This is a genomic window from Alkalihalobacillus sp. BA299 (genome assembly GCF_017745675.1).
In the GTDB taxonomy this organism is placed as follows: domain Bacteria; phylum Bacillota; class Bacilli; order Bacillales; family Bacillaceae_F; genus Alkalihalobacterium.
This window is the reverse complement of record NZ_JAFLJM010000026.1, coordinates 25,380-46,287: the sequence shown is the minus strand read 5'-3', so window position 1 is coordinate 46,287 and position 20,908 is coordinate 25,380. Positions and strand designations below refer to the sequence as shown.

Here is a 20,908-nt window from a genome sequence, read left to right as displayed (position 1 = left end):
ATATTGAAGGTCTTGGATTATTGAACTAACGCTTCCGTTAGCATTCCTGTAGTGCGTTAATTTCAACTTTGAAAAAAATAGAGCCCCTCAGTAAGATATGAGTAAAGACACCACTCTAAACTCAAAAATCTAAGGAGGAAGCTCTACTATGAAGTATAAAATGCAAAACAAACAAAATCAATTGATTGAAAGAATTACACATGAACACCTTGTTGTAGGAGTAGATATAGCCCAACAATTTCATGTAGCTCGTGCTGTTAATTTTCGTGGGATTATCGTTGGTGAGCCTCTTACATTTGAAAATAAAGAAGATGGCTTCGCTAGATTATTAGAATGGATAAATCATTTAATTACTAAGGCGAACTTTAAAACAGCTATTGTTGGAATGGAACCTACGGGACATTACTGGCTAAACCTCTCCAAATGGCTCTACAATCATAACGTTGATGTTGTAACTGTCAATCCTCACCTTGTAAAAAAGAATAAAGAAAACCGAGATAATACACAATCTAAGAGTGATATTAAAGACGCTCTAGTTATTGCTGATATGGTCAAGAATGGGTAATATGCGATTATTCGCCCGACTTCAGAAGCCTTTGAACAATTACGAGTACTTATGTCAAACCGTGACGTGATCGTTAAAAGATTAGTCAGTTCTATCAATCAGATTAACCGTTGGGTCGATTTTGTATTTCCAGAACTTCGACAAGTATTTAAAGATGTCAAAGGCAAAGGAGCTATCGCAACTCTCCGTTTATTTCCTACACCAAGCGATCTTCAATCTTTAGAACCTCAAGAAATTATTGATGGATAGAGAACTGTGATGCAACGACACGCAGGGTTACATAAAGCACGTTTACTTATTGAATTAGCTAAACACTCTGTTGGAAGTACACAAGCTACCGCTGCTTATAAACTTCATTTAGAACAATTACTTGAAGAATTTGATTTAGCTACAGCTCAACTTGCAAGGGTAGAAAAAGAAGTCACAAACGCACTCAAACAGATTACTTTTACAGACAAACTACTTGCCATAAAAGGTATTAGTAAAATTTCTCTGGCTGGAATCCTTGGAGAAGCAGGAGATTTAAGTGGTTTCGCACACGGTAATTCTCTCCTACGACACGCTGGTTTACATCTAGCAGAGGCGAGTTCAGGCAAATGGAAGGGTCAAATTGTGCTGTTCAAGCGTGGAAGGTCTAGGTTACGCCGTTTCCTTTACTTAGCGACCATATCACTTATTGCAAATAATCCTGAATTCAAAGCTTATCACGCCCACAATGTACATGTTAAAAAATCAAAAAAATGAAATCCATTATGAAATTGATTGGCAAGCTCGCAAGACTTTTAGTTAGGAATGGCTAAAAGAGATGAATCTTATTGTCCTAAAAAACTACAAACTTTTTCACCTATTGCAGCTTAATAGCTAGAATAATTATTTTGAATGTTGTCTTATTCGTTGGATCTCAAAAAAGCACGGAGTACTGGATCTCTTAAACAAAAGGGCACTGACCCGTTCCGTTAGCAAAACAGCCTCCACCCCTTGGATAGGCATGACGAAGGAATAAAAGGGCTTAGACCCGTTGAGACATGGGAGGGATAGCCTCCAGGGGCGGCGTGGAGAATACGTGCTTATATTGGTAATAAATGGAGTTAGATACTACCTCCTCTATTCCCGCACGACTTCATGTAGCTCTTACTCTCAAAACACAATCCATTATTAAGTCATAGTACAATCAAGTAGTTTGAAATCCTGTGAATAAGTGAGCATTTGAGAGATATATCTATCTAACTTAGGGAGTTTAATAAGATTAGCGACCCCTAATTCATTAATCGCGCTCTATTCCTGAAGTAGGCAGTACATCTTTCAATTAGAATGTACTGCTTTAACTAAATGATACTCCTCTATGAATTCCATTATTTTATTGCAACTCAGGGTTCACATTTCCCCTTAAAAATTCGTCTATTTTCAGTTTTGTATCCTCTAATTTTCTACCTCCTCTCGTTGGATTGTACGACCTTATGATGACGTTTTTGTAGGGTTTATCTAAGCAATGTTGTTTGAAGAAATCCCATGCAAAATTTCTTGTAGAATCACTTAGATTTTTTTTAGTCCCTGCCATATAATCAAACTTATTATTAAAGTGATACAAATTACCATCATGTTTAATGGATAACAGATAATACTGCCCACCTGGATTTGGTACTTTAAACTCCCATATTTCAAAGTAATGCGACTGTGGAGTGCTCATTAATGTATCCTTATATTGCTCAAACATAAAATCAAAACTCTCTATTCCTATGGGAACTTGAGGCAAATCGCCAACAACATTCTTTATTGCAGTTAAAGGATTACTATAAATACCTTCAGTCTCATCATCCGTAAAACTGCTAATTTCCTTAATTTTCTCGAAATTAATTTTCATCGGAGTAATATTACAGTATTCCATGGCCAACTTTAATTCCTTTGAAAATCCCTTTGCTAATATATAAACTTTATGTACATTAATATTTTTCATTTTTAATTTTGCGTAGTACTCCATCACCTGTGCAATATTTGGGTAATCAGCTTCATGTCGTTTAATCTCAACCAAGTGAAGTGTTCCGTCTTTTTTGCTTTTATAAATAACATCACATCTTAGATTCGTTGCAACCCATTCTTGTTTTGAATATATCACCCAATCAGGATTGAACTTTTCTGGATGATTAGCATACATACTTTCAAAAAATGATTCTCTTTCATCAATGGTTGACAAAGGGTATCATCTCCTATCCTTATGTAAGATTAAATATTCTATCAATCTTTGATTTTGCAAAGTAACTTTTACAACAACAGTATCCTGACTTCTGTTTGAAGTGATTCTTTATGACCTATCTGTTATTTAATAAATAAGGAAAACATCTTTTTAATTACTATGGTCGAAGTAAGCTATCTGTACCCAAGACCTAATTATATAATCGGTTCAAACCATCATCCGTATCTATTTTACTTTTCTTAAGTTCTTTGTCTTTACTCAACGATTTCACTACCAAATTTACCTTACCATTAACCTTACCCCCTATTAATTCTAATTATATTTTACAGTAAATGCTCATTCCTGTTGTGACTTCTTATTGCACATTATGGCCTGTTTGTTGAACACAATTTAAACATTGATCTTCAACTAAACTCCCTCTATAAATAAAGGACAATCTTACGATTTCTCTTGTTTTCTCATGATTTCATCAGTGATCAGCTTATAATAGAGATTGAATGGTTGGAATAAAGTCGTATTAGAGGTTAATTCTGGAGTCAAAGAGCAAAAAGAACCATAGTTTCCTAGCCACTTTAACCCAAAAAGTGGATATCTAGCTAATTTATGATCGCACTGGTGGATGTCCACTTTTCTCAAGGAGGTCAACCCTCCCATGTCTCACAGAGTCTATGCTCCAAAATTCCTTCGTCCAACCTTTCCATGAGGTAGATGTCAGTACATGCTGCTCGACAGGATCAATGTCCGTACGTTAGTTGTTTTACTTACTAATCCGTGCTTCAAATGTCTATATAAAATAAATCCAATTATTAAAATCAATAAGAATATTACAATCGAAATCTAAGCCGCTACTTGTTGTAATCTGTCCATATGAGGAATATCCTTTAACATTTTCTCTTCACTAAACCTGAATTGCTTTTTACCAATAGCGAACAATACACGTATTAATTTATTACATAAAGCGATAAGAGACTGCATTTTCTTAAGTGGATTTTCAGGCCGTTTTGTATAATAATACTCATGTAAGGCTTTAAAGGCTGAATTCTTGGCGACAAGTGGCATGGTAACTCTGAATAAGAGGGCTCTTAGGTTTTTCCTGCCTCTCTTTGTAATCTTTGTTTGTCCCTTGTGCTTTCCAGATGTATTTTCTTTTAAGCTAAGCCCTGCAAGTTTTATAATTTGCCTTGGATGAGAGTAATATTTCAGGTCTCCGACCTCTGCAAAAAAGCCCGCAACTGTATCTTTTCCTATACCAGTTATCGCTAACATTTGTTCAACTCCAGGGATTTGTTCTAGTAAGGTATCCCTTTTAGATTCAAGCTCTTCGAACTTCTGAATAATTAATTCGTACTTATCTATCAAAGTACTTAGTTCTAATTTAGCCATATCAGAACCTTCTCGGATTCCAATTGATTCACTAGATACTCGCTTTAAATCTTGTATTCTTTTAATACCAACTGCACGTGTTACAGCTTTTCTTAGATGGGTTAATATCTCTTGATCAGATAGTTTTATTAACTCATGTGGTAACAGGTTTAGTTTTTTATATTTGTAGGGCTGATAAACCTTCCCAGTCCTTAAATACGGTCAGGAACTCTGGGAAGTACCGATCAATCCAATTATGAATTTGACCTTGTACAGATTGGAGGTCAACAGATAAGAGATCGCGTAATTTTTTTGCCACACGAAGCTCTGCATAGACGGAATTAACTGATGAAGAAATCACAAAGTTGAAAGCTGAAAAGTATGATAAATTAAGAAAGCCGTTCGATGAGCTTACTGAAAGTGATTACAACAAGATGATTTTCGGCGCAGCTAGTCTTTTGGTAGATTCTTGTCTTCAGGACAAAAAAATAGAGGAATTAAAACAAGAAATTGAAGAATTGAAGTTATTGGCAAGAAAGAGTGTAACTAAGGAAGACCGGATGGTCTTGAAAGGTTTGGGAGTCTCTATTTCGGAGATTACCGATAAATTACCTGACAAGTTGACAGTGTTAAAGGGGTTGAAGTATTAGATGCCCGTCACGATTCTATTAAAATTAATTTTATATACAATAATTCAAATTATCGAGCTAACGTGCAATCTTCTAATCTCTACTCAGACAAGAAACTTGATGAATGGACCATTTACACTATGAAAAAAATCGGTGGTAGAAAAGCTAACCAAACAACTGTAAGAAAAATTATCCACGATGCTGTTCGTAAAACCTTCCTTGAGTTATATAGATTAGAAAGAGAAAGTGGTGACTCGTTTTATTACTTGTTTTGAAAAACTAACTAGTTGACGAAACATAACATAAATACCATGTTAAAAGATAGTATTAAAAAACCTTAGAGATTATCTTAACGGGTTTACGTCAGAGGTGCAAGCCATTCACAAGCAAAAACACATGCGATTTCACACCAGGAATCACATGTTTTTTTTGTTGTTACATCAATGTTTTATTACTTAATAGACATGAAATCAAATAGTAATTCAGACACCTATTCACATAGGTGAAAATATAGATACTCTAAAAGAGTAATTAAGCTAACGGATACGTTACTTTAAGAAGCCAAACTAAAAAAGTCGATTCCTTATACCCCTACATATATTTTTATAACTTCCCACAGCAAACTTTGTACTTTTTACCAGAATTGCATGGGCATTTTTCATTTCTACCTATTTTATATTTTTTCCGTGATGTTAAGCTATTATCTGTTTTCACATCAGAAAAATGATTCCAATTTAAAATATCATCAAAATAACTTGACGGTGGTCCGTATAAAATGGTTAATGTGTCATTCATTACTCTTATTTTCGGTAAATATTCATCTAATATTACACATACATTATTAACACAATCCTTTTTAAAAAGGTCAGGATATTTTTCTCGAACGTAGGTAGTGGCGACAAGCATCCTTACTCTTGGCGGGTACTCCTCCCAAGGAGTGTTTTCTTTAATGCTCAATAAATCCTTTTCGTACTCTTCAGTTTGTCCTTCAGGAAAGCCACCAATAGTATCTAAATTCTTAGCTAAGAAATCCCTTGCTTCTAACCATTCATCATTATTAAAACGTATTAAATTTAAGGTTGGGATAGTGTCATTTATAATATTAATCATATCTTCGATAGAAATCATACTCCCTTTGATTCCATCTAATCGCATTGATAATAATAATATATATGAAGCTACCTTAATTGGTACAGAGCACCCCAATGTTAAGTCATGAAATTCAAGTAGCGTTATAGTTTTATCTTCATTATACTCAATTGCACAAATAAAAGATTTTCTTGCTTCGTTATCTTCATAGTACTCCGCATCACCAGATGCTCCAGCATACCTGCCAGGCTTCCCGTTTTCAACTGCACCATTTACTGCCACCATTAGAGCTTTAACCAAAGGGTGAGGTATATAATCTTCATCTTTTTTCATCTGTCTGTTTACATAGTTTACATATGCTTTTAAGCTTAAATCAAATTCCTCAGTCTCTAATTCTCTGTTCTCTCGCATCAAAAAGAACTCCCATCATACTATTATTTAATCTTTCTCTTTCTTTGTGTATTTTAGCGGTGCTTGAGGCATAGTCCCAGATACCATAAATAGCGGATAACCCACCTATTACTGATGATAGCCCAAATGTGGCAGGTATACTAGCGATTGTCCCTCCCGCAACGATAATTGAATCTATTCCAAGTTTCCTTTTCAACTGCTTTGAGTAGTCAGTTACCTTTTTAGAATGTTCAACTAAAGCTTCTTCTAAATTTCTAACTGCTTGACGTGCAACTTTTTCTTCATTAAATTCACCTATTGTTGTATGGATATTTTTTCTAATTACACTTCGTAATTTTAAGATTTCTTCTTCGTTCCTAGCTATATTTAATTTATCTATGTCTATATTTTCAAGCCATTTAAAATCGTCCAACTGCATTGAATTTAATAATATATGCTCTATATCAAATGTAACACCTTTTTTTTGGCTTAAATCCCATTTATATAAATCCCAATATTCTCTTCTATCAAATACTATTTGAGACGACAGGCGTTGTGCCTGAAATACTTGCGTACCTATATTAGAAAATTGACCATAAATTTTATATCCAAGCGCAGTTCCCACTGTAATGTTATTATTATTTTTCCATGATTCTTTAATATCAGTATATAATGAAAAAACACGTTCAGGTTTATCTGTCGTATCAGGAAAAAAGAAATTAGAATTCTGTACTTTTAACATTAAGTTATTTACTGAAGTAATATTGTTTAAAAAATCAAATACATCCTCGGTATTCATAAAATCTCTTTCAAATAATAATTTGAAATACTCATCTCCACTTTGATTTATAATACCATTTATTTTAGACCTACTCTCATCATTGGTAAATGGTGGAAAAATTATTAATAATGGTACACTCCCTTCACCATAAAACAACTTTTTCAAGTCAAGAAGGTTAAAGGCGTGTTTTATCATCTGGTTTAAGTAAGCTCTATCGGTTGCGACTTTTTTAGTTTTTAATAAGAACATGATAGGGTCTTCAATAAATAAGGAATCCAAATAAAGAGCTGTTCTTTTTACAAAAGTAATACCGTTAAGAGGTGAAGGATTACCACAGTATAAAACTTTAAATGTATTAGGATCTTTTGAAATTTCAATGAGACTTTCCCCGTACTTGTCCCAAAGTTTATTTAGGTCTTCCTCTAAGTCATTTAAACTTAGTATAATAGTTTTAATTGCGATATCCATATGGCTAATTTTTTCTGCCATTAAATACTTGTCCAGACCTGGCTGGTAAATACCTCTAAAATATTCTTCTAGAATTTCAAAATATTCCGTTGCAATATTTTCCATTCTTTTGATTTCAAGAAAATTCATAATCTTTTTCTCCAATAGGGTTTATAATAGATTGTTTATTTATAACTAATATTACTGGTACACTACATCAGTCTTCCATAATTGAGTCTAATTGTTCGCTGATTTTTGTAACATCTAACACTGATGTACCATATGCAGCAAGATACCTTTCGCATTGAACTAGCATAACCTAGAAGTTTTTCATTTTTATCCTGTAACCCGTCTCTCTCTATCTTGTACAGTTTTGCCATTTGCTTTTTTGTTTCTAATTCCTTAGATAAATTTGCATTTTTGTTTCTTTCTAATCCAAGAGTTGAATTTAGATATTTAAAAAATCAATTTGTTCAGGATTTTTTTTAGCATTTCTAACGACAAATCGATGTACTTTCATAGCTGGGTTCATTTTTACCATCATTTTATCATAAACACCATATTGCTTTTGTAAATACTCATCTACATCACTGTGTTCAGTCGGTTCAGGCGGCACTGTATTGTGAGGAAAGTCAAAAAATACAAACATATGATATTGCCCTTCTTCCATCGGCTTTAGTTGACTTATAGTATCTATTTTTTTCGCTTCGTCCTCTCCATAGGAGCACCCTATTAGCAATAAAGAAAGCAGTAATATTATATTTAAAAATCTAAAAGTTGCACCTCTCCAATCATTATAAATGTTTGAAAAGCTTTTACTAAAAAGTAGCATAACCTATAAAACTTCTTAAACTATAAGCACCCGTTACTTTAAGTGCAATATTTCACAAACTCAATTATATTTTAACATAAATATCCAATTTAAAACTCATTAGGTTATTCCGAATCTCACTTAATTTGTTGCACAGTATACTGTCTAGCAGAAACTATAAGATATTACTCTACCAAGCTGTTTATGTTCTATACCAGGACTTTCACCAATATCATTTGCAACAATTGCTACACCATCTAATTTTGTATCAGGTTCTACTTTAGGTTGAATGGATGTATTACTATGTTGTTCCATCATATTTAAGCTGTGCAAAGAGTTCGATACCTCCTCCATAAAAAAAGAGGATACTTTTAGATTGAAATCATAGGTTCTTCTTATCGATCATCTCTATATACGTGTTGATCATAAAAAGGAAGCGTTTTAGGATAAAAACAATGAAGAGTAAAAAGTATCCAAATAAAACCAAATCCTTTTCTGGTTTGAAATTCCTATACAATCTTGGGCTTACTTAAAGGAAACTGTCTGTGTAGGAACTTAACCTATAATTAGCTTCCGCCATATAAGGGGTTCACCGTCAAAAAGCATATTTTATACGTTAAGGCTGAAACACCTGATGTGTTAGGCTTTTGATTACAACTATCCAAAAATGATATCTGCTATATCTTTTGGTGTTTTGATTTTGGTATGAGTTTTGGTATGAGTTTTGGTTATGAAATTCTATATTTTTAGCAAATAATGAAGCTATTTTATAAACGTTCGTTTTTGGGTAATCTCTTAAGGTATAATATCCCCTTTGTCGGCTGAACCCCTTATGGTAAATGTAAAATTTATTTTTGTTATTTAACTTTTAAATATTACATAAATTTAGATAGATATTTGTTGTTATTTTAATAATTCTTTCATTTTTTTATTTAAATTTGCTTTCGAAACAACATCTTTATATTTCCAGAGGATTAATTTAATTCCATTATCCTTGCATTTTTTTTCTTTCAGCTGATCCATTTTCTTTCTATAAATAAACGCTTCTTCTCCACCAAAAAACTCAATAGGTTCATAATGTTGTTGCCCTTGATATTCAATCGCTATTTTAAGGCTAGGGATATAAATATCCAGTGATTGATACTCTAACCATCGCGCTCTATATTGAAATATTGCATCAGAGTAATGCTTTTTCACAAGTTTAAATAATTCTATTTCATTTTTCCATTTAACATTCGCTTTACCTTCAATAATAAGTCTTTGATAAATATCATCTCTTTTTTTCTTATATTCATCTAGCGGCATAATAATATTATTTTCTTTAAAGTATTCTTGCCTATTTAATAAATAATTAGTGATTGGTAATAGAAAATTGTAGTGTAAATAACACGCTAAATGAAGCTCTGTTTCAATTTTCGTTTTATCCATTAAGCTATTAATAACAAATCTAACCGTATCATCATCTTCATTAGTTTGTAGTCGATTTAATGGAGTTACTGTTCTGATAGATTGATAAAAACGATTAAAATTTAATTCATAAAATTCAGGTTCTTTAATATTCATTCCATTAAATTTACACCTCATAATTATGGTAGGAAGAGAGATTCCTAATAATTTAACACCTTCTAATGGATTTTGCATAAACTTCATGGATAAAAGAAAACTCATAAACGCTAAATCTTCTTTTTGTGTAAATGTAATAAAATAATTCTCATCCTCATCGTCTAAGCCTTCAAAGTTTAATAACGTGCTACTATTCGCTTTTTTGATGTATTCTGTTACAATCTCTCGATCTTTGCCCACGTCAGGAGTAATAAAAAATCCAATTCTATCCTTATCAAACGTTAAATTGGTAAAAAAATTGTTTTTCATTTTCGACTCTTTAATAATTTTAGGAGAAATAACTTCTAATTCTTTATTAATAGCTCCTCCAATACTTATTCGTTTAGATGCGTTTTGTTGGTACTCTTTGATTCGATTCTTCTCAGCAATCACAAACTCGTTAACTTCTTCCATCACTTCTTCACCCAGAGAATGAATCATCTCTTTCATTTTAGCGACATATTCTTTGTTATGCGCATGCGTAAAATGCGATTCTCTTAACAATTGATTTACTTTTTTTCTAATTTCTATATTAGTGGTTCGCTTCGTTTTTCTAAAATACTTTTGAAAGTTATCATAATTTTCATGTATGTCCTCATCATTATATTTAAATTCAAGCAGCGCCTTCAAAGCTTCGAGATCTTCCCGTTGTTCTTTTACTAAATAAGGTTTCTTTGCCATCTTGCTAACGATTTTAGAAACCTCACTGTGCATTTCTTTTCCGCTCTTAAATCGAACTTTATAATAAATCTCTCGATAGTTACGAGGCATTTTATCATATTCGTGAAAAACGTTCACTATATTTCCCCCATCCCTAATTTATTCAATTCTAAAAATGTATTTATATCTCTCCTGGGTTATTAAGTAACATAAACATGCGCTTTAATAAACATTAGAACTTTATAAAGACACCTATACTCATTATCCACTTCACGTACCCTTTGCTTCTTTGCCGTAAATGGGTGATAATGTCCATAAAATTTCTTTAGAACGCCGTTGCTATCTTGCCAATCATACCAATACTCTACGATTTCGTCTGTAAAATTATCAATTTAATCTACACAATCAAGAGGTGGAATATCTAAATCAATTTTAAATTTTATGCGCTTTACCTGGACTGAGACATTTGAGCCGTGGTGAACTGAAACTGTTATGTATTTGTAGTAAGTCAGTTTTCGCCAATAACTTGTCCGTAACTTCCCCTCCCCCATCAGGATTATCTATAATAACCGTTCCGTATTCCAACGATCTACCAAAAGTGTTGTTCTCAACATTAGGTTCTATTCGCACTCTATAGTTGTGAGACCCAGATGATCTAGCTCCAACGATGAAGTACTTAAACTCACTAATTTCAATAACTGCACCAGTAGCATTTAGGCTAGTAGACCCTGACGTTACATTAAAATTTAACCTTTCAGCTAATAAAACTTTCCTGCTCGGTTTAAGTACATGTTTCACAAAATCATCTGAAAAAGAAGACATTTATTGCACAGTATAATGTCTACTTCACATTAAAAGACCTAAGACTTTCTTATTTTTGGATCTTGATTTTAAAATTAATTTCCTTCTAATTGATATAAACTAGTATGCAAATTTAATGTGGTCAAAATGTGGTCAAAGCTATTTGAAGAGGAAAATTGAGGTCGAGTAGTGAATCCGCAAAAACAACAAAACCCCTTGCTATGCAAGGGGTTGAACGTTTATATGTATGGTGACCCGTGACGGGATCGAACCGCCGACCTCCACCCTGTCAAGGTGGCGCTCTCCCAGCTGAGCTAACGGATCATGAGTCATATTTCTTAGCGACAAAATAAATATACCTCATTTCTCCCATAGTGTCAACTCCTTTTTAATAATAGAAGTTCGTACACCTACTCAACTAAATATAACACTCCTTCTTGTTCCAACACTCTCTACTATATTATTATTCAAAAATAACACTATACCAAAAAGTAAACGCTATTTTCTAGATGAATATACTACAATGTACATTTCAATCACTTGGAGGTCTACTACAAAATTATATATATAAAACATTTTTTCGATATTAATACTGCTAAATTTGTAAAATATCGTAGAAAATAGGCTGAAATATGTATATTATTAATTAATAGGAGAGTCAATTTTTGTTCTTTCAGTAGGGAGGAACTTCACTTGGGTTTAGAAGAACTTTTATTAAATTTTTTATTTATTATTGCTAGTATATTTTTCTATCAATTTTTCTTAGCTGAAAAACTGCAGAGATATTCTACTCAAACTGAATCTATTCTAATTGGTATTATTTTTTGTATTCCTGCTATTTTTTGTTTGATGTTTCCCTATTTAATAGGTGAAAATATCTTTTCCATTGATATGCGGGCTGTTCCACTAATACTTAGTTATTTATATGGTGGGTTACCGGCCGGAATTATCACAAGTATTCTCATTTTCATCCCACGTGCATTTATTGGGGTAAATTACGGGTTGCTAGCATTTTTTCTTATTGAAGTTATTATATTTTTCGTTATGATCTTTATTCTACCAATTTATAGAAAGGGTAGTAGTAAGCAAAGGTTAATTTATGGGACTACACTATCAACTCTTTTCAGTTTACTCATTGCAGCAACTGGTTTGTTTCTTTTACAACTACATGCAAGTGATTATTTAACGGATATCCTACATTATTACTCATTATCCATCTTGTTTGTTTTCTTTACAATATGGGGAGCGATTTATTTTATTGAGCATCATCATCGCCATATGAAGATGAAACAAGAAATGACTGAAATGGAAAAGATGAAGCTTGTCAGCGAATTAGCTGCATCAATTGCTCATGAAATTCGGAACCCAATGACAGTTGTTCGTGGCTTTATTCAAATTTTTAAAGATGATGATCAAATCAATACAAAATATAAAGCGTATTTTGACATTATGTTAAAAGAATTAGACCGAGCACAATTTATCATTACTGATTACCTTTCTTTAGCAAAGCCGCAAAAAGATCAAGAAGAACCAATCTCGGTTAACCAGCTAGTGCAGACGACAATTGAAGTAATCATCCCTTTTGCGAACTTGAATTCGATTCATGTACATAGTAATTTAAATGACGATTCTATCATTTTCGGAAATGCAGGTAAACTTCAGCAATGCCTAATCAATATTTATAAAAACGCGATCGAAGCGATGCCTGATGGCGGCACTTTGCAAGTCACTACATATGAAAAAGATCATCAAGCTGTAATTGAAATTAGCGATACTGGTATTGGAATGACAGAAGAAGAGTTAAATCGCTTAGGGAAGCCATTTTATACGACGAAGTCAAAAGGAACCGGACTTGGAATGATGGTATGTTATAGCATAATTTCTAGCATGAATGGTATTATTGATGTCCAAAGCCAAAAAGAGGAGGGCACGATTTTTACCATTATCATTCCTATTCACTTGTCATAGTACAACACATGAAACGATAAAATATAAAATAGACCGTTCACAGACCACTATTTTTGATATTGAAAGTTAGGAGTGATCACATGGCGAGAAGCATTTGGGGGGTTGATTCAGCAGCGGCCGTAACTCCTGCCTTATACGATTGTGTCATTGAAAACTTTGGAAAACCGGAATATTGGGGAAGATACTTAACAACGATACCGAATGTGAATGATGGATTGACGTCAGAAGAAATTAATAGGTTACGAGGAAATGGTGTTCGTGTCATGCCAATTTATAACAATTTTGATGAAGCTGTCGGTTATCGTGCTGGGGAAATTTCAGCAGCAAATGCTATATTTCAGGCAAGAAGGCTCGGCTTTCCTACAGGTGTGAGAGTATATGCAAATATTGAAAATTTCTTTGATGTTGATGAAGCTTGGCTACGTGGATGGGTAGATGCGTTCTATCCAAGTGGTTACAAACCAGGGTTTTATAACGATCCGGTAGAGGGACCTTTTAGTGAAGCCTATTGTGCAGCGATTGCAAACAATGAACAAGTGCAGATTCAAGCAGTGTTATGGAGTGCAGAACCGGAACGCGGTGTCACATCGAAAAAAAACCGACCACAACGGTTTAATCCTAGCAAACCACCTTGTGATGCCAATGTTTGGGCATGGCAATATGGACGTGATGCAGAAGCATGTCCTATTGATACAAACTTAGTGGACCGTCGTTTATATGATGATATGTGGTAAACAATCATAAAAAATTTATGTATGAAGATCGATAAAAAATGGTGACAGGCACCTTTAGTCTAAAAAGGTGCCTGTCACCATTTATATATCATTAGTGGCCTGACGTAATTCCACCGACTTTATTCATTAAACTTCTACTATCACACTTAATTATTTTGTCCTCCATCAAGTCCATGCGTTATTTTTGTTTTTTCTACCATTTTATTTGTATACTACATATAAAGAATTGTTTTCATTGAATGGAGGGAAATTTTCGTGAATAATAACGTTGAAACAGCAACATTTGCTGGAGGTTGTTTTTGGTGTATGGTCACTCCTTTTGACGAGTTACCAGGAATTATAAAAGTCATATCAGGCTACACCGGCGGTCATAAAGAAAACCCAACTTATGAGGAAGTTTGTAGTGAAACAACAGGACACTATGAAGCTGTACAAATCACATACGATCCTAAGGTTTTTCCATATGAAAAACTTGTACAAACGTTTTGGCAACAAATTGACCCGACGGATGCAGGTGGACAGTTTTATGACCGAGGTCACTCTTACAAAACCGTTATCTTCTACCATACCGAAGATCAAAAAGAAGTGGCAGAGGCATCGAAGAAAGCAATAGAAGACAGCGGACGTTTTTCAAAGCCGATTGTAACAGAAATTTTACCTGCGGCACCTTTTTATCCTGCTGAAGATTATCACCAAGATTTTCACAAGAAAAACCCATTTAGATACACAACGTATCGAAAAGGTTCAGGTCGCGATAAGTTTATAAAAGAACATTGGTCAGTAACAAAAGATCCCGAGACATTAAAGAAAACCCTGACACCGATGCAGTATGAGGTGACACAAAATAACGGTACAGAGCCACCGTTTCAAAACGAGTACTGGAACAATGAAGAAGAAGGAATTTATGTAGACATCGTTTCAGGTGAGCCTTTATTCAGCTCCTTTGATAAATTTGACGCAGGCTGTGGCTGGCCGAGTTTCACAAAACCTCTTCACCAAAATAAAATTGCAGAAGATCTTGACACAAGCCATGGCATGAGACGGATTGAAGTTCGGAGTAAGAACTCTGATTCTCACTTAGGACATGTATTTGATGATGGCCCACAGCCGACTGGATTAAGATACTGTATTAACTCAGCTGCACTAAAGTTTATTCATAAGGATGATCTAGAAAAAGAAGGTTACGGTGAATATAAGAGTTTATTTGAATAATTTAAATGAAGGAGCGGGCTGAAATGGTTCGCTTTTTTTTATTGGAGTTTCCCGCTATTTTGCAGCTCCATTCTTCTCGTATTTAATGTCAAACCATAGTTTTATTTGGTAAATGGTCATCACCCTGTCTTATGACAATTTTTAGGTTTGATGTAATTGACCCTTACCTTTTATACTACCGCGTTTCCTATTGTTTAGATAAGCTAATATAAAAAGAAAAAAGGATAGATAAGCTAAATAAGTCCTAGCTTTTATCTATCCATTACACACTTTATTATTTTTCTTTGTGATTTATTTTATGACGTCTTATCTCTTGATTAAATACTAAGATGCCAGATTCATATTTTCAATATACACGAAACAAAAAGCTAGGAAAAACAACAACAAAATATACAACCAAAATACTCTTTTCATTTTCTTCTCACCTTTTACTTATTCTTTACTGTTACATTCATCGTAAACAATCTTGTGGTCAATCGATAGGATAAAAAGGCAAATATCATAAACCCTATCCAATAGAACACGATAGTCAGTATATTACCATTCATGTACGGCGTCAAGCTTGAAATTAACATTCCCCCTAATAAAGCAAAACAAACAATGATTCCAACTTTAAAAATTGGCTGTAACCCTTTAAAAATAAGGAATTCTCCATTATGTTCGGATTTATTTACCATATACAATTTGGTCGCAATTATAGTAAATAGTATTGTGGCTACGATTGGAATTAAGATTGGTTTGCTAGAGTACGCATCCACACTATAAATCGGCCACACAAAGTATCCAAGCGTGTTAGGCTCATGTAAATAGTGATCAGTATGGATCATCCAAAAGCCTTGAACTAAATAATAGAATCCTAATGGAAAGAATGTGAATATAAAGGTAAGCACCATTTGAGAAATCATTTCCCCAGCAATCGTTCCCATCAGCATTGCAAAGCTAAACAACGTGATAAACCCTAATAGCGGCATAATAAATAATTGCACATGCGAAAACTGTTCAAGAAAATAACCATAATCAGAAGACGCTACTAAAAAATAGGCTGCAACATAATTAACCGTGTAAAAAGACGTTATCGTCAAGAACCCAATTAACCATTTTGTTAAAAACATCTCACTTCTTTTATACGGTAGAGCAAATGAGAAATCATTTCTTCGCGTATTTCTCTCTGAGCCAATTAGAACTCCTGCAAGTAATACGATAAGAATCATCCCTAAGAATGTTGCAAAACCACCAAAAAACAACGAACGTACCATAAAATCATGGACAATTGGATGCGCATAAGATCCAGGGTCTGATGCTGCTTGCTCCTCCATTGCCTTCCAACTTTCTAAGCTAAGCGACACCCGAATCGGAAAGTCGAAAAAGAATAATAGGAGCAATCCCCAGATCAAGGTTTTAGTATGTTTATATTCTTTCATCCATAACGCTTTAGTCAACATACTCTTCACCTCCAAGCTTTGCAACGAAAATATCTTCTAATACAACCGAAAGCTCTTCATATAACAAAGGCTCATGTTTTTTTATTTCTGCCTCTCTCTTAGTTAAATCGCCATCTAGCAACAATGTATATACTCTACCACTTTGATGAAGTACTTTTACTTGTCCTTTTAATTCACTTGGTAAATATTCTTTAAAAACGACTTGAACCTTACGATAGGACTGTTTCATCACATCTAAGTCATAATTTGATTCAATTGTCCCATTTTGAATGACGATAATTTGATCCGCCATAAATTCAAGTTCATCCAGACGGTGTGAAGAAATGATAACAGACACTTGCTGCTCTGCTACTTCTTCAATAATATAGCGCAGGATTTGCTTTTTTACGATCACATCAAGACCGTCTGTTGGTTCATCTAACAAAATGTACTTTGCCCGGGTTGAGAAAGCTAAGACAAGCGCAAATAAGGCTTTCATCCCTTTGGAGTAATTTCCAATCTTTCTTGTTTTCGGTAATGAAAAACGCTCAAGTAGCTCATCAAAATACTCTTCATCAAACTTAGGGTAAATTTGTTTATACAATTTAACAATTTCTTTAGTAGAATAGCTTTTAAGTGCTTCAGGAGAATCAGGTACGAACACAATTTCCTTTTTCACTTCAGGATGCTGGTAAATACTTCTTCCATCTAATAAAACATCACCTTTAGTCGGTAGAAGAATTCCTACTAAAAGACGTAAAAGTGTTGTTTTTCCCGCACCATTTCGACCGATCAATCCTATAATGTTTCCTGGCTTTAATTGAAAATTTATATCGGAAAGGACTTTCTGATTATGAATCGACTTTGATAATTGTTTAATCTCGATCATCCAGATCACCACCTAAATCTTTGAATAATTCATTCATCCATTGTTGAAGTTCTTCTTTCGTAATCCCTAGATACACGCTATCAATAACGAGTTGCTCTAGAGACTTCTTCATCTTCTCTCTCTCCTTTTCCGACGCTTCGACCGTTTCACCTTCTGCTACAAATGTACCTTTTCCTCGAATCGTTACAATAATCCCTTGTCGTTCCAGCTCCTTATACGCTTTACTTACCGTGTTCGGGTTTATCACAATTTGTGAGCTTAACTCACGAACAGACGGAAGCTTTTCATTCGTCTGAATGATGCCTTTTGCTCTCAACTCTTTAATTTGTAAAATAATTTGTTCATACAACGGTACATTACTTTTCGGGTCAATTCGTACAAGCATGTAATCACCACCTTAAAGGTTGCTTCAGTGTATTAAGTGTATCATTCGATGTAATACACTTAATACAATAATGTATATGCATGATGATGTCAATACATGAATACAACCTTTAAAAACTGCGTGAATAACTTTCTTATTCTTGAATCAAAAAAGATCCTTCTTCATCCTGAAGAAGAACCTTACTTTTTTCATTAGAATAACATTCCAGCTACTGACCCGCTCAATAAGGAGGCTAACATTCCAGCAGCTACAGCACGTAACCCAAGCTTCGCAATGTCAGCTCTTCGGTTTGGGGCTAAATTTCCAAGACCGCCTAATAAAATCGCTAATGAGGAAAAGTTAGCAAAGCCACAAAGCGCAAAGCTAACAACAGCTACCGTTTTTTCAGACAACTCACCAATTTGTGGTGCAAATGAAAGGTAAGCAACAAATTCATTTACAATGAGTTTCTGTCCGATGAACCCTCCTGCAGTGACCGCTTCATGCCACGGTACACCGATCGCAAAAGCAAGGGGAGAAAACACAATTCCTAAAATTCCTTCTAGTGTGAGTCCACTTACTCCAAATAAACTACCTATCGCTCCTAGAATCCCCCACAGAATATTCACCTTTTCCACCTCATTGTAAAAATATATAAGAACTACATTTGTATTCCTTGTAATAGGTTTATTATTAGCAATGTTGGAAATATCATTCAGTTAAGATAAGGTAGACCTCTAGCAAATAATAATCAAACACCCTTTCCAGAAAAATATGAATAAGCTCGCTACTTTATCCATTTTCAAGATTATCTTATTGTAAAATTTATAAATTAAAGTAATTGGTATTGATTCACAAGAAGTATAAAAAGCTAATAGTATAATGAACGTTTGGAGGAATGAAAAATGGAGTTTCGAATCGAAAAGGATACGATAGGTGAAATAAACGTACCAACCGAAAAGTCGTGGGGAGCACAAACACAAAGAAGTTTAGAAAATTTTAAAATTGGTATTGAAAAAATGCCGATGCAAGTCATTCGTGCATTTGCAATTTTGAAAAAATCAGCTGCAATTGTAAATCACGAAATTAACAACCTCGAAAAGGAGAAAAAAGATGCCATCGTTAAAATAGCTGATAAGATTATTTCAGGCGACTTAGATGCGCACTTTCCTTTATCTGTATGGCAAACAGGAAGCGGCACGCAGTCCAATATGAACGTAAATGAGGTTATTGCTTATGAAGCTAATCAATTTCTAATAGCCAAAGATAGTAAAGAACGTGTTCATCCAAACGATGATGTGAATCGTTCCCAAAGCTCCAATGACACATTCCCAACAGCCATGCATATCGCTGCTGTCGATCAAGTGGAAAGTCTTTTAGTTCCTGCGATTCAGACGATGAAAACAACGTTAAAAGAGAAAGTAGAAGAGTTCCAGGATATTATTAAAATTGGACGAACACATTTACAAGATGCGACTCCCTTAACACTAGGGCAAGAAGTTAGTGGCTGGCTGCGAATGCTTGAGAAATCTGAAACAATGATCCTCGAAAGCATAGAACATGTGAAGGAACTAGCAATCGGCGGAACCGCCGTCGGAACGGGGATTAATGCTCATCCAGAGTTCGGAGATAAAGTGGCTGCTGAAATAAGTAAACTAACAAACATATCCTTCACCTCAGCTCAAAATAAATTTCATGCTTTAACAAGTCATGATGAGCTCGTGTACGCTCATGGTGCACTAAAAGCACTTGCAGCCGATTTAATGAAAATCGCAAATGATGTCAGATGGCTAGCAAGTGGGCCTAGATCAGGAATTGGTGAAATTACAATTCCCGCTAACGAGCCTGGTAGTTCGATCATGCCTGGAAAAGTTAACCCGACCCAAAGTGAAGCATTAACGATGGTGGCCGTTCAAGTGATGGGAAATGATGCAACGATAGGATTTGCGGCCAGTCAAGGTAACTTCGAATTAAATGTATTTAAGCCGGTTATCATTTATAATTACTTGCAATCGGTCCAACTACTATCTGATGCCATGCGTTCATTTAACGATAAATGTCTCGTTGGAATAAAAGCGAATACAGACATAATTGATAGTCTTTTATCAAGATCGCTCATGCTTGTTACTGCACTTAATCCACACATAGGCTATGAGAATGCTGCTAAAATTGCTAAAAAAGCACATGCTGAAGGAAGTACATTAAAGGAAGCAGCCATAGCAAGCGGATTACTAACCGACGAAAAATTCGATGAGATTGTTCGTCCTGAAAAGATGATTGGAAAACCGTAAATAATACCGAGGCTGCCAAGTTAGCCTCGGTATTTCACGTCATTTAAAATTGAAATATTCTATTTAATAAAGTTATATTCCATTTTATTGGGTTTTCCTTGTAACTTAGCACTAATCTAAGTTACAAGGGAAAACTATGGGAGATTTATTTTCAAGTTTAGAGCATTTATTTTCAACTTCGTACATTTTATTTTTAACTTTGTATATTTTATTTTCAACTTTCACTCATTTATCGATTTATCGACAAAATTCAACAAAAAATACACCGAATCCATCCATAAATTAAATGCGCATTTCTAACTTCCTACAAAGTAAAGAAAGAGACATCAGGACCATTCTGACATCTCATCATACGTATATCTAACCACATACTTATTTGTTTTTAATTTTTTTATTTCAACGCATGGCCCAATTTCATACCCATTCTGCCAATTATCCTCAAGCTTAGCTTTCAAGCATCCAGCTTGAAACTTTGATTGAAATGTTTGCTTCCAATAAATCCAACGTGGCCGTTTTCTCATGACGTTTCCCTTGCCTTTCAACGATTTTTTTTTATTTTATCCAATATATTAATAAAAGTTTACTCTTTTATAAAAAATTGGGATATTTTTATATGTAACCTAAAATAAAGTAAAATTTCATTCAGTAGGGGCTTTACTTCATCCCCCACTGAACTTTTAGTTAAAACCGGATAAAATGGA

17 protein-coding genes, 1 tRNA gene and 3 pseudogenes are annotated in these 20,908 nt (G+C 34.3%); 6 read left to right on the top strand and 15 right to left on the bottom strand.

Annotation, left to right across the window (positions count from 1 at the left end; genetic code table 11):
• Positions 1-148: 148 nt before the first annotated feature.
• Positions 149-1,423: pseudogene (locus J0N78_RS23130) on the top strand (IS110 family RNA-guided transposase).
• Between the two features lie 499 nt (positions 1,424-1,922).
• Here the strand turns inward: J0N78_RS23130 and J0N78_RS23125 are convergent.
• The 3 genes and pseudogenes from J0N78_RS23125 to J0N78_RS23115 all read right to left on the bottom strand — a co-directional run.
• Positions 1,923-2,756 carry a hypothetical protein gene (locus J0N78_RS23125; RefSeq protein ID WP_209125451.1) on the bottom strand — a complete coding sequence of 278 codons (834 nt, stop codon included), beginning with the start codon at positions 2,754-2,756 and terminating at the stop codon, positions 1,923-1,925.
• A gap of 438 nt (positions 2,757-3,194) precedes the next feature.
• On the bottom strand, positions 3,195-3,392 hold the full coding sequence (locus J0N78_RS23120) for a hypothetical protein (protein WP_209125450.1): 198 nt from the start codon (positions 3,390-3,392) through the stop codon (positions 3,195-3,197).
• A gap of 201 nt (positions 3,393-3,593) precedes the next feature.
• Positions 3,594-4,455 (bottom strand): annotated as a pseudogene (locus tag J0N78_RS23115) (transposase); the annotation flags it as partial.
• Between the two features lie 28 nt (positions 4,456-4,483).
• Here J0N78_RS23115 and J0N78_RS23110 point away from each other — a divergent pair.
• Positions 4,484-4,768, top strand: coding sequence for a hypothetical protein (locus J0N78_RS23110; protein ID WP_209125449.1), 285 nt, complete (start codon positions 4,484-4,486; stop codon positions 4,766-4,768).
• 582 nt (positions 4,769-5,350) lie between these two features.
• On the opposite strand, the gene J0N78_RS23105 is transcribed toward J0N78_RS23110, so the two are convergent.
• The 7 genes from J0N78_RS23105 to J0N78_RS23075 form a co-directional block, all read right to left on the bottom strand.
• Positions 5,351-6,247, bottom strand: a complete 897-nt coding sequence (locus J0N78_RS23105; RefSeq protein ID WP_209125448.1) for a YecA family protein — start codon at positions 6,245-6,247, stop codon at positions 5,351-5,353.
• Positions 6,219-7,604, bottom strand: a complete 1,386-nt coding sequence (locus tag J0N78_RS23100) for a hypothetical protein (protein ID WP_209125447.1) — start codon at positions 7,602-7,604, stop codon at positions 6,219-6,221. The genes J0N78_RS23105 and J0N78_RS23100 overlap by 29 nt, the downstream gene beginning before the upstream one ends.
• A 298-nt stretch (positions 7,605-7,902) precedes the next feature.
• A complete protein-coding gene (locus J0N78_RS23095; RefSeq protein ID WP_209125446.1) occupies positions 7,903-8,103 on the bottom strand; it encodes a hypothetical protein in 201 nt (66 codons plus the stop codon).
• 327 nt (positions 8,104-8,430) lie between these two features.
• A complete protein-coding gene (locus tag J0N78_RS23090; protein WP_209125445.1) occupies positions 8,431-8,598 on the bottom strand; it encodes a hypothetical protein in 168 nt (55 codons plus the stop codon).
• A gap of 570 nt (positions 8,599-9,168) precedes the next feature.
• On the bottom strand, positions 9,169-10,665 hold the full coding sequence (locus J0N78_RS23085; RefSeq protein WP_209125444.1) for a PDDEXK family nuclease: 1,497 nt from the start codon (positions 10,663-10,665) through the stop codon (positions 9,169-9,171).
• Positions 10,666-10,959: 294 nt separating this feature from the next.
• Positions 10,960-11,325: a hypothetical protein gene (locus J0N78_RS23080; protein WP_209125443.1), complete on the bottom strand. Its 366-nt coding sequence runs from the start codon at positions 11,323-11,325 to the stop codon at positions 10,960-10,962.
• 251 nt (positions 11,326-11,576) lie between these two features.
• Positions 11,577-11,652: transfer RNA gene (locus J0N78_RS23075), tRNA-Val, on the bottom strand.
• Positions 11,653-12,021: 369 nt separating this feature from the next.
• Between J0N78_RS23075 and J0N78_RS23070 the strand changes: the two genes are divergently transcribed.
• The 3 genes from J0N78_RS23070 to msrB all read left to right on the top strand — a co-directional run bounded on the left by J0N78_RS23070 (position 12,022) and on the right by msrB (position 15,242).
• The gene (locus tag J0N78_RS23070) at positions 12,022-13,296 is read left to right on the top strand and encodes an ATP-binding protein (protein WP_209125442.1); all 1,275 of its coding nucleotides are present in this window, start codon (positions 12,022-12,024) and stop codon (positions 13,294-13,296) included.
• Between the two features lie 80 nt (positions 13,297-13,376).
• Entirely contained in the window at positions 13,377-14,030 is a 654-nt protein-coding gene (locus J0N78_RS23065) for a glycoside hydrolase domain-containing protein (RefSeq protein ID WP_209125441.1), read from the top strand.
• 255 nt (positions 14,031-14,285) lie between these two features.
• Positions 14,286-15,242: a peptide-methionine (R)-S-oxide reductase MsrB gene (gene msrB, locus J0N78_RS23060; protein WP_307794994.1), complete on the top strand. Its 957-nt coding sequence runs from the start codon at positions 14,286-14,288 to the stop codon at positions 15,240-15,242.
• A gap of 428 nt (positions 15,243-15,670) precedes the next feature.
• Here the strand turns inward: msrB and J0N78_RS23055 are convergent, their stop codons facing one another.
• From J0N78_RS23055 to J0N78_RS23040, 4 genes and pseudogenes are all read right to left on the bottom strand, one after another.
• Positions 15,671-16,684: an ABC-2 transporter permease gene (locus J0N78_RS23055; protein ID WP_209125440.1), complete on the bottom strand. Its 1,014-nt coding sequence runs from the start codon at positions 16,682-16,684 to the stop codon at positions 15,671-15,673.
• Positions 16,674-17,552 (bottom strand): ABC transporter ATP-binding protein, encoded by an 879-nt coding sequence (locus J0N78_RS23050; protein ID WP_209125439.1) that lies wholly within the window; start codon positions 17,550-17,552, stop codon positions 16,674-16,676. The genes J0N78_RS23055 and J0N78_RS23050 overlap by 11 nt, the downstream gene beginning before the upstream one ends.
• Complete coding sequence (locus tag J0N78_RS23045) at positions 17,539-17,937, bottom strand: GntR family transcriptional regulator (protein WP_209125438.1); 399 nt, start codon at positions 17,935-17,937, stop codon at positions 17,539-17,541. Before J0N78_RS23045 ends, J0N78_RS23050 begins: the two co-directional genes overlap by 14 nt.
• 191 nt (positions 17,938-18,128) lie before the next feature.
• Positions 18,129-18,590, bottom strand: a pseudogene (locus J0N78_RS23040) (nucleoside transporter C-terminal domain-containing protein); the annotation flags it as partial.
• Between the two features lie 231 nt (positions 18,591-18,821).
• Here J0N78_RS23040 and fumC point away from each other — a divergent pair.
• Positions 18,822-20,207 (top strand): class II fumarate hydratase, encoded by a 1,386-nt coding sequence (gene fumC / locus J0N78_RS23035; protein WP_209125437.1) that lies wholly within the window; start codon positions 18,822-18,824, stop codon positions 20,205-20,207.
• Positions 20,208-20,533: 326 nt separating this feature from the next.
• Here the strand turns inward: fumC and J0N78_RS23030 are convergent, their stop codons facing one another.
• Positions 20,534-20,728, bottom strand: a complete 195-nt coding sequence (locus J0N78_RS23030) for a hypothetical protein (RefSeq protein WP_209125436.1) — start codon at positions 20,726-20,728, stop codon at positions 20,534-20,536.
• Positions 20,729-20,908 lie beyond the last annotated feature (180 nt).